At 30.3% G+C, this 13447-nt stretch carries 9 protein-coding genes; 4 read left to right on the plus strand and 5 right to left on the minus strand.

From position 1 onward, the window contains the following. Positions 1 to 11: 11 nt before the first annotated feature. Positions 12 to 869: a hydroxymethylglutaryl-CoA lyase gene (locus H0I28_RS06160; protein ID WP_218761002.1), complete on the minus strand. Its 858-nt coding sequence runs from the start codon at positions 867 to 869 to the stop codon at positions 12 to 14. Between the two features lie 86 nt (positions 870 to 955). Between H0I28_RS06160 and H0I28_RS06165 the strand changes: the two genes are divergently transcribed. Further along, positions 956 to 2131, plus strand: a complete 1176-nt coding sequence (locus H0I28_RS06165; RefSeq protein ID WP_218761004.1) for an MFS transporter — start codon at positions 956 to 958, stop codon at positions 2129 to 2131. A gap of 305 nt (positions 2132 to 2436) precedes the next feature. Here H0I28_RS06165 and H0I28_RS06170 read toward each other — a convergent pair whose 3' ends face one another. Beyond that, the gene (locus H0I28_RS06170; RefSeq protein ID WP_218761006.1) at positions 2437 to 3504 is read right to left on the minus strand and encodes a methyltransferase; all 1068 of its coding nucleotides are present in this window, start codon (positions 3502 to 3504) and stop codon (positions 2437 to 2439) included. 331 nt (positions 3505 to 3835) lie between these two features. On the opposite strand from H0I28_RS06170, the gene H0I28_RS06175 reads away from it, so the two are divergent. Then, positions 3836 to 6733: an FAD-binding and (Fe-S)-binding domain-containing protein gene (locus tag H0I28_RS06175; protein WP_218761007.1), complete on the plus strand. Its 2898-nt coding sequence runs from the start codon at positions 3836 to 3838 to the stop codon at positions 6731 to 6733. A gap of 102 nt (positions 6734 to 6835) precedes the next feature. Beyond that, positions 6836 to 7834: an aldo/keto reductase gene (locus H0I28_RS06180; protein WP_218761009.1), complete on the plus strand. Its 999-nt coding sequence runs from the start codon at positions 6836 to 6838 to the stop codon at positions 7832 to 7834. Between the two features lie 176 nt (positions 7835 to 8010). Here the strand turns inward: H0I28_RS06180 and H0I28_RS06185 are convergent, their stop codons facing one another. Then, a complete protein-coding gene (locus tag H0I28_RS06185) occupies positions 8011 to 8877 on the minus strand; it encodes an OmpA family protein (RefSeq protein WP_218730686.1) in 867 nt (288 codons plus the stop codon). A gap of 183 nt (positions 8878 to 9060) precedes the next feature. Further along, entirely contained in the window at positions 9061 to 11697 is a 2637-nt protein-coding gene (locus tag H0I28_RS06190; RefSeq protein WP_218753544.1) for a valine--tRNA ligase, read from the minus strand. Positions 11698 to 11820: 123 nt separating this feature from the next. On the opposite strand from H0I28_RS06190, the gene H0I28_RS06195 reads away from it, so the two are divergent. After that, on the plus strand, positions 11821 to 12225 hold the full coding sequence (locus H0I28_RS06195; RefSeq protein WP_218730688.1) for a DUF1573 domain-containing protein: 405 nt from the start codon (positions 11821 to 11823) through the stop codon (positions 12223 to 12225). Position 12226: 1 nt separating this feature from the next. On the opposite strand, the gene H0I28_RS06200 is transcribed toward H0I28_RS06195, so the two are convergent. Further along, positions 12227 to 13447: a retropepsin-like aspartic protease gene (locus tag H0I28_RS06200; RefSeq protein ID WP_254712846.1), complete on the minus strand. Its 1221-nt coding sequence runs from the start codon at positions 13445 to 13447 to the stop codon at positions 12227 to 12229.

The following is a 13447-nucleotide window of genomic DNA, read 5'->3' on the forward strand; positions in this document are numbered from 1 at the left end:
CTCTGGTTACTCTAAATAAAAGTTTCTAAAGCCTTGTTATAAGCACTTTCAAAACTCATTGGTTTTAAATTAATATCCGCTTTTTGAGCTGTAAAATAACTCAATAGTTTTTCTGTTGGCATATTGCCAGTCAATTCATCTTTTGCCATTGGGCAACCACCATAGCCTTTTATAGCTCCATCAAATCGATTGCAACCAGCCTTAAAAGCCGCATCTACTTTTTCGTGCCATTTGTCTGGGGTTGTGTGTAAATGTGCACCAAATTCTATAGATGGGTATTGCGGAATTAAATTTTTAAATAAATAATCTATTACTTCTGGCGTAGAAGTCCCCACAGTATCTGAAAGCGATAATATTTTAACACCCATTTTAGACAATTTTTCTGTCCACTCACCTACTATTTCTACGTTCCAAGGATCTCCATACGGATTACCAAAGCCCATCGATAAATAAGCAACTACTTCTTTATTCGTCTTATCTGCAATGTTTAAAATTTCATCTAACGTTTCTATAGATTCTTGTATTGTTTTATGCGTATTACGCATTTGAAAGTTTTCTGATATTGAAAAAGGATATCCTAAATAATTGATTTCTTCAAATACAGAAGCATCATTTGCACCTCTAACATTGGCTATAATTGCCAACAGTTTACTTTGAGTTCTAGACAAATCTAATTTTGATAAAACTGCGGCAGTATCTCGCATCTGCGGAATTGCTTTTGGTGAAACAAAGCTGCCAAAATCAATGGTATCAAAACCCACTTTTAATAATGAGTTTATATACAATGCTTTTTGATCTGTAGAAATAAAATGACTTTTTATTCCTTGCATCGCATCACGAGGACACTCTATGATTTTTACTTTTTTCATCAGTATCAAAGATAGATATTCTATTGAAGTGGCAAAACATTTTTTAATTGATTATTACATGATTTTTGGTACTTTCGCCTTTATATATGAGCAAATCAAAATACATTCTTCCAATAATCATTATTTCTCAATTTTGTTGCACCTCTTTGTGGTTTGCAAGCAATGGAGTAATGACAGATTTAATCACTAGTTTTAACTTAGATGAAATTGCGTTAAGTTATTTAACCTCTTCTGTGCAATTTGGCTTTATTATAGGAACTTTGTTATTTGCTTTGTTTACTATTGCAGACAGATTTTCGCCATCTAAAGTGTTTTTTGTATGTGCTGTTTTAGGCGCTTTTTTTAATTTGAGACTTGTTTTTGAAAATCAAACTTTTTTAACCTTAATAGGTATGCGGTTTCTAACCGGATTTTTCTTAGCAGGAATTTACCCTGTAGGGATGAAAATTGCTACAGATTATTATAACAAAGGCTTAGGTAAATCTTTAGGATATTTAGTTGGAGCTTTGGTTTTAGGCACTGCTTTACCACATTTATTAAAAGATTTAATGCAAGGATATTCATGGAAAACAATTATCATTTCCATCTCTACCTTAGCAGCTTTCGGCGGATTATTAATGTTGCTTTTTGTACCTAATGGACCTTATAGAACTGCCGGAAAAAAGCTAGATATTACCATCTGTTTTTCAATATTTAAAAACACAAAATTTAGAAAAGCTGCTTTTGGTTATTTCGGACACATGTGGGAACTCTATACCTTTTGGACTTTTGTACCGATTCTTTTAAAAATATATGAAAATTTGCATTCAGATGTTTCTTTTAATATTCCTTTACTATCCTTTTTTATTATAGCAATAGGAAGTTTGTCTTGTGTAGCAGCAGGTTATTTATCCGAGAAATTTGGCACTAAAAATATCGCTTATTTAGCTTTGCTTTTCTCTTGTATCTGTTGCCTTATTTCTCCGTTGATGTTTCAATTATCTAATGAAAATCTTTTTATTGCTTTTTTACTCTTCTGGGGAATGGTGGTTGTTGCAGATTCTCCGTTATTTTCTACTTTAGTGGCACAAAATGTAGCATCAGAAAACAAAGGAACCGCATTAACCATTGTTAATTGTATTGGCTTTACCATTACTATTGTTAGCATTCAATTGATAAGTAGCTATACAGAAACTACGGATTCTAACCTTATTTATCTGCTACTGGCAATTGGTCCTATTTTGGGTTTACTTACTTATTCGAGAAAAAAAGTTATTTCGTAATCTTAAAAACATCTCTATACAATTTTTCGAAAGCAACATCGATCGATGTACCAATTCTATATTAAATTTAGTAACGTAAGATGTCTGGTTGAGCGCAGTCGAAACCTAATTTAAAATTCAAATAATTCTCGACTGCGCTCGAATAGATAAAAGAGAATTTTATAACTTCTAATCAATAAAAAAGGACAGTAAAACTAATTACTATCCTTATATTCTTATTCTACTTTACTAAAATTCAAACTGATCAATTTAGTGCGATCACTGTAATGTGATTTCTTCCTTTGGTCGAAATAACAAATAATTCACTAAACCTTAGTCAAAACCCAAAGTTGTACTTCTTCTAGAGCAGACTCTTTTTTGTTTCGTTTTGTTTTATCAACCGTAGGTTTTATGGTTTTCTTTAAACATTTTTCTAGTTTAAAGCGAATCCCTTTTGCCAATTCTTTTTCTATCGGATTTTCTTTTGTTAGCTTTTTTATTTGTGCTGCATTAGAAAATAAAATTACTAATTTTCCGTCTTCAGACAATCTGTTATTTGCTTCTGCAAAAAACTTAGAAAATAAGTTTTTATTATAATAAACAGCTTCATCTATATTTTCTTCACTAGAAATGGCAGGTAACCAAGGTGGATTAAAAACAATTAATTCAGTTTCTTTTTCCCATTTACCAAAAAGGTTTCCGTAATCTAATTCTATTTTACGGGACAATTTGGTCTCGCCCATAAATTCTTTTAAACCTAAAATTGCATTTGGGTTTGTATCTGTACCAAATACTTTCTGAAAACCATGTTGCACCATTTGAAATGCCAAAACACCACTACCAATACCAACATCTATAGCAGATTTCTTAGGTCCTTCGTAACGTTTTAACCAATTATCAAACAACGTTAAATGATCGAATCGAGTTGGAAAATATGTACCTAAATAAGGGTGTACTTTATTTCTTAAAACAGGAACTTTAACTCCTTTGTTATATTTTTGCCAAGCACTGTTTAGTCTTTGAACTTCTGGAAACGTTAATAAAAAATTATTTTTATTTGCAAACATTTTAGCAAACCAACCAATTTTTGGAGCTTTATCTACAACCAATTTTTGATTTTTAATTTGTAATAATATTTGATTAGAAAGCTTATGGTATTCTGCACGAAATGCATGTTGCTCTTTAATTGTTTTGTTTGGCAAACGGATTTTTAAATGTTTTTGCAACTCTTTTAAAAGCAACATTCCGTTGCTATAAAACTCTGTAATTAAAACAGATTGCCCTTCCCTCATCGCATAAAGCGTTTCTCTTACATCTGTATTACTATCGAATTTTATTAAATCATCACCTGGGTGAATTGGTGTTGGTTTGTTTATTTTTAGCGCTGAACTCATTTATTTATGTTGTATTATATAGAATTGCAAATTATTAATGTTTGCAATTCTTGGTATTAAAAATAGTATTAGAAATAGAATTTAGCAACAATCTGTATTCAAATCTTTGCTAAATAATATTTTGCAAAGATACTTTTTAAAACCTAGTATAAATACGATTCATAGAAATAGCGTAGATTAATAAATATCACATTTTTCGCCATATAAATTATCAGTATTATTAGTGCTTTTTTATAGAATCCATAAAAATAAACAAAGAAGTTTTTTGATATAGAAATAATGAGTTTTTTATTCAGATATTTGTGTACCGAATTCTTATTTACAAAACAAAATGATTCAAAATACTGTTTTAGAACAACTTCATAACTCACTTTCTGGTGATGTTCTTTTTGATAATTTACATAAAACTTTATACGCAACTGATGCTTCTGTTTACAGGAAAATTCCATTAGCGGTTGCTTTTCCAAAGGATGAAAAAGACTTAAAAACCTTAATTGCCTTTGCAACTAAAAACAATATTACTTTAATCCCAAGAACTGCAGGAACTTCTTTAGCAGGACAATGTGTTGGAGATGGACTTGTAGTAGATGTTTCTAAGCATTTTACCAATATTATTTCTTTTGATGAAAAAGCAAAGACAATTACACTACAACCAGGTATTGTTAGAGATTCTTTAAACGTATATTTAAAACCTTTTGGTTTGTTTTTTGGACCAAATACATCTACTTCTAACAGATGTATGATAGGTGGAATGGTTGGTAACAACTCTTCTGGAAGTACCTCTATAAAATACGGAGTAACAATAGATAAAGTATTAGAAATCGATGCGATTTTAAGTGATGGAAGCACTGCTGTTTTTAAAGAAATTAGCTCTGCAGATTTCATCAAAAAAACAAAAAAAAACACCCAAGAAGGGCAGATTTATAAAACTCTTTTTGACGAACTTTCTTTAACTGAAAATCAGCTAGAAATACAGAATGAATTTCCTAAAGAAAGTATTCATAGAAGATGTACGGGATATGCGGTTGACGTGTTGTTAAGATCAGATTTATTTGGAGGAACTTCTCCAACTATAAATGTTGCAAAATTGCTATCTGGAAGTGAAGGAACCTTGGCTTTTTCTACGGCAATCACCTTGCAATTAGATGTGCTTCCTCCTACTCAAAGTATTATGGTTTGTACGCATTTTAAAACCATAAACGAAAGTTTAAAAGCTACAGTAGTTGCCATGAATCACAATTTATATAATTGTGAATTAATGGATAAAACCATATTAGATTGCACCAAAAACAATAGAGAATTAGCTAAAAGTCGTTTCTTTTTACAAGGAGATCCCGGAGCTATTTTAATGCTAGAAGTATCTTCTAATTCCATTGAAGAAACAGAAGTTTTAGCAGATAAATTAATTGCTGATTTAGAGAAAAATAATTTCGGTTATCACCACCCAAAAGTATACGGAGCAGATATTGCTAAAGTGCATTATTTACGTAAAGCAGGTTTAGGTGCTTTGGGTAATATTATTGGAGATAATAAAGCGGTAGCTTGTATAGAAGACACAGCAGTTGCTTTAGAAGATTTGCCAAATTATATTGAGGAATTCACTCAAATTATGGCTAAATACCAACAAAATGCGGTCTATTATGCCCATGCTGGAGCTGGTGAATTGCATTTACGTCCTATTTTAAATTTAAAGAAAAAGGAAGATGTTGTTTTATTTAGAAAAATCACAACCGAAACGGCTGAGTTGGTTAAAAAATATAAAGGTTCTTTTTCTGGTGAACATGGAGATGGAATTGTGCGTGCAGAATTTATTCCGTTAATGATTGGTGATAAAAATTACCAATTATTAAGAAGAATTAAAAAAGCATTTGATCCTAATAATGTTTTTAACCAAGGAAAAATTACGGATGCTTTTGCTATGGATGAAAGTCTTAGATATGAAGTTGATAGAATTGAACCTGAGATTAAAACCATTCAAGACTTTTCTGATAACGAAGGAATTCTAAAACTCGCAGAAAAATGTAATGGTACTGGAGATTGTAGAAAACCTGTAGAAGCTGGCGGAACCATGTGCCCTAGTTATAGAGCTACTAAAGATGAAAAAGACACTACAAGAGCAAGAGCAAATACGCTACGTGAATTTTTAACAAACTCAGACCAAGCAAATAAATTTAATCATAAAGAATTAAAACAAGTTTTCGATCTTTGTTTAAGCTGTAAAGCCTGTGCATCAGAATGCCCAAGTAATGTGGATATTGCAACAATGAAAGCCGAGTTTTTATATCAATATCAAGAAGCAAACGGGTATTCTTTTAGAAATAAAATGTTTGCTAATAATGCAAAATACAATAAACTAGGAAGTGCATTTCCTTCAATCACCAACTTTTTCACAAACTCTACACTTGCTAAAAAAGTTTTAGGAGTTGCTGTAGAACGTTCTGTACCTAAATTAGCGAATCAGACTTTAGAAAGTTGGCTGAAGAAACATCACCCAAAAACATCTAAAAAGTCCCTTTATTTATTTAATGATGAATTCACCAATTTTTATGATTCAGAAATTGGACAAGATGCTGTTATTGTATTAGAAAAATTAGGTTACGAAGTAAAAACCGTAAAGCATGATGAAAGTGGAAGAAGTCATATTTCTAAAGGATTTTTAAAAGAAGCAAAAGCCATTTGCAATAATAATGTTGCTATTTTTAAAGATCTTATTACAAACGAAACTCCTTTAGTAGGAATAGAACCTTCTGCAATTTTAGGTTTTAGAGATGAATATATTCGTTTAGCTGATGATAAAGCATCCGCAGAAAAAATAGCGAAAAATAGTTTTACATTAGAAGAGTTCTTATCTAAAGAGTTAGAAAAAGGAAGTATTGATACTTCTTTATTTACAAAGGAGTCTAAGACTTTAAAAATACACGGGCATTGTCATCAAAAAGCATTGTCTAGCACACAGGCTAGTTTTCAAATTTTAAATATTCCAGAAAATTATAAAGTAACAATTATTAGTTCTGGTTGTTGTGGAATGGCAGGTTCTTTTGGTTATGAAAAAGAGCACTATAAGGTATCTATGCAAGTTGGTGAAGACACTTTGTTTCCTAAAATTAGAAATTGTAGTTCTGATACTGAAATTGCTGCTGCAGGAACAAGTTGTAGACATCAAATTTTTGATGGAACTAAACGTATTGCAAAACATCCGGTTACGTTGTTAAGAGAAGCGTTGGTTTAATTAATTAAGTAAGCCGTTTCAGTTTCCAGTCACGCTTCTAACAACTAAAAAGTTCTTATTTTTTTAGCAACTTTTTGGTTTAAAAAAATCTTTATAAAAGTTATGAGTAAAAAACAAAAATACATAGCTGATGAAAATCGTTATGAGAAAATAAATTATAGAAGAACAGGAAATAGCGGTTTGCTTTTACCTGAACTTTCTTTAGGTTTATGGCATAACTTCGGTGAAAATGATGATTTTGATAATGCTCGAGATTTATTAAAATGTGCCTTCGATAACGGAATTACACATTTTGATTTAGCAAACAACTACGGACCTCCTTATGGTTCTGCGGAATCTACTTTTGGAAAAATATTAAAAAAAGATTTCAAAAAACACAGAGATGAATTGATTATTTCATCGAAGGCTGGTTATGATATGTGGGAAGGTCCTTATGGAAATTTTGGTTCTAAGAAATACCTAATTTCTAGTTTAGACCAAAGTTTAAAAAGAATGAATTTAGATTATGTAGATATTTTTTATCATCACAGACCAGATCCAGACACGCCTTTAGAAGAAACTATGGGTGCCTTAGATTTAATGGTAAGACAGGGAAAGGCATTGTATGTTGGTATTTCTAATTATCAACCAAAAGAAGCAGAAAAAGCATTTAAAATATTAAAAGACTTAGGTACTCCGTGTTTAATTCACCAACCAAGATATAGTTTATTTGATCGTTGGATAGAAGATGGATTATTAGATTTATTAGGAAATTCTGGGGTTGGTGCAATCTGTTTTTCTCCTTTGGCACAAGGAATGTTAACAGACAAATATATTAACGGATTGCCTAAAGATTCTAGAGCGGTAAAAGATGGTCGTTATTTAAAAACGGATAAAGTACTAGAAATGCTTCCAAAAATTAAAGATTTAAATGAAGTTGCTAAAAGCAGAAATCAGAATTTAGCACAAATGGCAATTTCTTGGATTTTAAAAGATGAAAGAATTACGTCTGTTCTAATTGGAGCAAGTAAAACTGAGCAAATATTAGACAGTATAAAAGCTACTGAAAACACTACTTTTTCTGAAGAAGAATTGACTAGAATTAATTCCATTTTAGCTTAAAATAAATTATAAAAGCTCCTACATGTTTTATAAACCTAAAGGACTCTTTTTTTTATTATCTACGAACAAAAGTGGATTATTTATTATATAAAAAAAGCTCCTTTAACAAGGAGCTTTTCACTATTAATACTATACTCTTCCTTTTCCTAAACTCTTCCTTTTTCATATAATTTTTATTATTCTTTTAATTGATCATCTGAAAGTAAAGCAAAGAATTTATCTAAATTGGGTAGAATTACAATTCTTGTTCTTCTATTTTTTGCTCTATTATCATTAGTAGTATTTTCTACTAAAGGCATTGTAGAACCTCTACCTGCAGCAATTAATCTACTACCATCAATATTATATTTACTTTCTAAAAGACGTACAATAGAAGTAGCTCTCTTTACGCTTAAATCCCAATTATCTTGTACAACTGCATTGTTAATGGTTCTAGAATCTGTATGTCCTTCAATCATCACATCCATACTTGGTTCAGATTTTATAACTGCCGCTAATTTTTCAATTAAACCATAAGCACCATTTTTAACTCTATAACTTGCGTTGTTAAATAATAATTTATCAGAAACAGAAATCATTACTACCGTTTGATCAATGTCTATATTTAAATCATCAGAATCTGTTAAATCAGAATTATCAAACTTATTTTTTAAATTATAAGAGATGGCAAGGTTTAAAGAATCTTTTAAAGTTTTAGCTTTTGCTAACTCTGCCGGATCTACTTTAGATAAAGTTTCTCTCATTCTTTCTCTTGTATTATTAGAAATTACAGCTGTTTTACCAACCATATCTAATTTTACGTCATTGGCATCTTGTAAGCTTGAATTATCACTTTTTAGTGAATTAATTTTTTCATTATAGTCTGCTACCCTACTTTCAATTTTAGCAAATTTCCCCTCTAGTGCTTCTTTTTCTAAAGTAGTTTTTTGAAGCGTCCCTTTTGTATTAATATACTGATTTTCTAGCGTTACATACTTTTTTTTAGAAACACAAGATGTTGCCATTAACGATATTGCTACAACAGGTATAATAAATTTTTTCATAATTAATTAGTTTAAATGATATAACCTATAGCGGTTATTTAGTTATTTAATGTTACTTCTATTAGTTAAACAACTCAGTTTATAAATACCCCACCTTAAAAATTTATTTTTTTTTATAAAAACAAAAAAAGCCCATAAAAACTTAATTTTCATGGGCTTATAATATTTAAAAAAAATAAAAATTTATTGTAGCGAACTCAAACTACTTTTAATAGTTTCAATTTTTGCTACTGTATCTGCTTCTTTTTTACGTTCTAAAGCCAACACTTTTTCTGGTGCATTAGACACAAAACGCTCGTTAGACAACTTCTTTGTAATACCAAATAAGAAACCTTCTGCTCTTTTAAGCTCTCCTTCTAATTTCTTAATCTCTGCTTCAACATCTATATTTTCTATAGAAATTGGCACAAAGTATTCATTAGATTTTACTCTAAAAGAAGCACCTTCTACTTTTTCTGAAACATAGTTTATTGTTTCTGTATTTGTTAATTTCTGAATAACAGCATCAAATTGTTTTGTACTTTTATCATTATCGATAACAAATAATTCTACAGCATCTTTAAAAGAAATATTCTTATCTTTTCTGATAGTTCTAATTCCTGATACAACTCCTGTAGCAAATTCAAAATCTTCTATAATTTTTGCATCAAAATCTTTAATTACAGGATATTTTGCTATAATCAATGCTTCTTCTGGTGTTCTATCTGCAATATATTGCCAAATATCTTCTGATAAAAATGGCATAAATGGATGCAATACTTTTAAGTTATTTTCTAAAACTTCTATAATAGCATCAAATGTAGTTTTATCTATTGGTTGCTGATAAGCAGGTTTTACAATTTCTAATAACCATGAAGAAAAATCATCGTTAATTAACTTGTAGATTGCCATTAAAGCATCAGACAAACGGTATTTAGAAAAATGATCTTCTATTTCTGCCAACGTTTTTTGAAACTTAGCTTCGTACCATTCTAAACCAATTTTAGATGTTTCTGGTTGTGGTAAAGTAGCATCAACTTCCCAACCTTTTATCAAACGGAAAGCATTCCAAATTTTATTTGCAAACCCTTTTCCTTGCTGACAAAGATCTTCATCAAACATTAAATCGTTTCCGGCTGCAGAACTTAATAAAAGACCTACTCTTACTCCATCTGCACCATAATCAGAAATTAATTTTAAAGCATCTGGCGAATTCCCTAAAGATTTAGACATTTTACGTCTTTGTTTATCTCTAACTAAACCAGTTAAATAAACATTATTAAAAGGTTTTTCGTCTTTATATTCATATCCTGCAACAATCATTCTTGCTACCCAGAAAAATAAAATATCTGGTCCGGTAACTAAATCGTTTGTTGGGTAATAATATTTAATTTCTTCGTTTTCTGGATTTCTAATTCCGTCGAAAACAGACATTGGCCATAGCCAAGAAGAAAACCAAGTATCTAGTGCATCTTCATCCTGACGAAGGTCGGACGCCGACAGCGAAGTGTTTTTAGTTCTTTCTTTTGCTAAAACTAAAGCATCATCAATATTTTCAGCTACAACAAAATCTTCTTTTCCATCACCATAGAAAAATGCAGGAATTTGTTGTCCCCACCAAAGCTGACGAGAAATATTCCAATCACGCACATTTTCCATCCAATGACGGTATGTATTTTCAAATTTCTTTGGATATAAATTGATTTCTGCATCTTCACCTAAAACTGCATCAATTGCAGGTTGTGCAAGATCTTTCATCTTTAAAAACCATTGATCTGACAATCTTGGTTCTATAACAGCTTTTGTTCTTTCTGATGTTCCTACTTTATTTGTATGAACTTCTGTTTTTACTAAAATGCCTTTTTCTTCTAATTCTATTGCAATTTCTTTTCTTACAACAAAACGATCTTTTCCTTGATAATGTAATCCGAAAGAATTTAAAGAAGCATCATCATTAAAAATATCAATAACTTCTAATTTGTGCTTATCACCTAAATTCTTATCATTCTCATCGTGTGCAGGCGTTACTTTTAAACAACCTGTACCAAATTCTAAATCTACATATTCATCCTCAATAATAGGAATCACTCTACCACATAAAGGAACAATTGCTTTCTTCCCTTTTAAATGCGTAAAACGTTCATCATTTGGGTTGATACAAATTGCAGTATCACCAAAAATAGTTTCTGGTCTTGTAGTTGCAATTGTCAAAGTATCATCAGATCCTTCAATTTTATATTCTAAATAGTACAAGTTTCCTTGTCTTTCTTCATGAATTACTTCTTCATCAGAAAGCGTCGTTTTAGCTTCTGGATCCCAGTTTACCATTCTGTATCCTCTATAAATTAAACCTTTGTTGTATAAATCAACAAAAACCTTAATTACAGATTCAGACATTTCCGGGTCCATTGTAAATGCAGTTCTTTCCCAATCGCAAGAAGCACCTAATTTTTTTAATTGTTCTAAAATAATACCTCCGTATTCATCTTTCCAATCAAAAGCGTGTTGTAAAAATTCTTCACGAGTTAAATCGCTTTTTTTAATTCCTTGCTCTTTTAATTTAGCAACCACTTTTGCTTCTGTAGCAATAGATGCATGATCTGTACCAGGAACCCAACATGCATTTTTACCTAATAAACGTGCACGTCTTATTAATACATCTTGTATGGTATTATTTAACATGTGCCCCATGTGTAAGACACCTGTAACGTTTGGCGGCGGAATTACAATTGTATAAGGCTCTCTTTCATCTGGTGTAGAATGAAAATAGTTGTTTTTCATCCAGTAGTCGTACCATTTATCTTCTACTTGGCTTGCATCATATTTAGATGGAATTGTCATACTTTGGTATTGTTTTTGTAATATAGTTAGCAAAAGTACAATTATCTATTTTGTAGAGAAAATTAGTAGTTGATTTTTTAAAACAAATTATTAGTCTTAATTTTACAGTATAAAATATTTATTATGAAAACCTTCGGAACATTATTAGTAGTATTCTTTATTTCTTTTTCAATAAACGCACAAGAGTTTAAATTTGAAAAAGAGACCATTAACTATGGAAAAATTGAAAAAGGATCTGATAAAGAAAGAGTCTTTGTTTTTTCTAATGTTGGTGATGAACCAATAATTATTAGTAGAATTCAATCTTCTTGTGGTTGTACAATTCCTAAAAAGCCAGAAGCACCAATAATGCCAGGAGAAAAAGGAGAAATTAAAGTATCTTATGATACGAACAGAATTGGTGGTTTTTCTAAATCTATAACTGTTTTTTCAAATGCAAAAGAAGGAAATAAAGTAATTAGAATTAAAGGAGTAGTAACTAAAGAACTTTCTTTAGAAAAAGAGAAAAGTATCTTAACAGATATTTAATCTATATTTTTTTTATCAAACGAAATTCGAATTTCATTTGTACGCCATTGCGTTCAACTGTAATTCGAATTTTCTTTTTATCCCTTTCTTGAAATTTATAGATAATATCTTCTATCTTTAATTCATGAGCATGTTTTCCGTTGATTCTTAGAATAACATCATCTTTTAACAAACCTGCTTTTTCTGCTGCTGAGTTTTTAACAACACGACGGATAATAAACGATGGTTTAAAATTAAAAGAATACCTAGTAACAAAACTAATCGAGTTTTTATTTGGCATTTGGTTATTATAGGCACTTTTGTACTTATCAACAATCTCTTCTTTTACCAATTGCTTACCATTATATACCACATCTAAACCACTCATATTATAATTAAACCCTGCACTAAGAGAACCATTCTTTTTTAGGGTGATTTTTTTATTAGGATAATCAATCCAAACTTTAAATCTGCTTAAAATACCGCCACCAACACTACCATTTCTTTCTTTAAATTTTCTTGCATTATGTGTAGAAAGGGAATCTAAAAAAGAAACAGTAGGACTTTTAATAACAAAACTCCCCATTTTAAATTTAGAAACTCTACTTCTATTTCCAAAAATAGGTCCGCTTAAACCTTCTCCTAAAATATCATTAAAAAAACGTTTTGGTGTTCTAATTGATTTTTTAGAATTTTCGAAAAGCCACATAGCATCACTTCCTCCTAAATCTACTAATAATTTTACATTAATAAACGCACTACCAACAGTATCTAAAAGCACCGAAGCATCTATAAATGGTTTTTTCCTATAAAACTGAAACGGAAAAGTTTCGCACTTTTTACATTTTTTATAGCTGTATGTTTTAGGATTGTAAAAATTTATTTTTTTTGTTTTATAGTTAATCTTTACAATTACATTTTTTAATAAATTATAACCAATAATTCCGTGTATCGTTGTGCCCATTTTGCTCGATAAATCGAAGTAATCTTTTAAAATAACATAAACTGTTTCATTCTTACTTATTAAGTTCTTTACTTTAAAAATATTCTTTTTAGAAATAATTGCATCTACCCCATCACCGCTACCTAAACCACGCAACCTCAATCGTGTAGTATTTAACAATTCTATACTATCTTTTTCTGATAAATTAAATAGAATCGTTTTATTAACTCCCGTGTCTAGGATAAACGATAATTGTTTTCCGTTAATTTCTAAAGGAATTACAATTAAATTATTAATCAA

This window comes from Polaribacter sp. AHE13PA (genome assembly GCF_019278505.1).
GTDB lineage: Bacteria > Bacteroidota > Bacteroidia > Flavobacteriales > Flavobacteriaceae > Polaribacter.